The sequence below is a fragment of the Streptomyces chattanoogensis genome (genome assembly GCF_001294335.1).
Taxonomy (GTDB): Bacteria; Actinomycetota; Actinomycetes; order Streptomycetales; family Streptomycetaceae; genus Streptomyces; species Streptomyces chattanoogensis.
In genome coordinates this window covers 1-720 of record NZ_LGKG01000034.1, presented here as the reverse complement: position 1 = coordinate 720, position 720 = coordinate 1, and the positions used below count along the sequence as shown (strand labels likewise).

Sequence of the window (720 nt, the reverse complement as noted above, 5' to 3'; positions counted from 1 at the left end):
CGGCGGGCTCGACGACGACCTTGACGAAGACGGTGGCTGGGTTTTCCACTGCGGTGACATCTGCACCTGCGACTGGAAGGAGGACCAGTGACCGCCCCGGACCTCAGCGTGATCGCTGCCGCCGTGCGCCTGCGAGACCGCTGCACCACCGCCGCTGTCGCCCACCACGAGCGCGCCGGGCTCGCCCCGAGCATGCAGTACGCGCGAGCGACCTACGACGCGATCGCGGAACTGATTCGCGAAGACGAACGACGCCGACTGGCCGAGGCCGGTCGCCTCCCCCCGGTTGACGGTGACTCGGAGTGGGCGATCCGGTTCAACTCGCTACGTGGGCAGTCCTCGATCCTGACCCGCGACAACGAGGACGACGCGCGTTCGTTCTTCACCGAACCGGCCGGCACCGAGAACACCGAGCTGGTGCGCCGCTGGGTCGGCCCGTGGCAGCCCGTCCCCACCGACCAGCCGTAGAACCATCGCGCCCACATCGATTGATCAAGACAGGAGACCAGTCATGAGTTACCTCAGCATGCAGATCCACCAGACCGACCAGCCCCGAATCGTCACGATCTGCGGCTCCACCCGGTTCCGGACCGAGATCGCCGACGCCAACCGGCAACTCACCCTCGACGGCTGCATCGTCCTCGCCCCAGGCGTCTTCGGACACTCCGGCGACGAGATGACCGACGAGCAGAAAACCGCGCTCGACGCACTGCACTTTCG

Annotated in this window: 1 protein-coding gene and 1 pseudogene; both read left to right on the top strand. The window is 67.1% G+C overall.

From position 1 onward, the window contains the following. Positions 1–87: 87 nt before the first annotated feature. Positions 88–468 (top strand): hypothetical protein, encoded by a 381-nt coding sequence (locus ADL29_RS06785; RefSeq protein ID WP_053922827.1) that lies wholly within the window; start codon positions 88–90, stop codon positions 466–468. Positions 469–511: 43 nt separating this feature from the next. After that, positions 512–720: pseudogene (locus tag ADL29_RS06780) on the top strand (hypothetical protein); the annotation flags it as partial.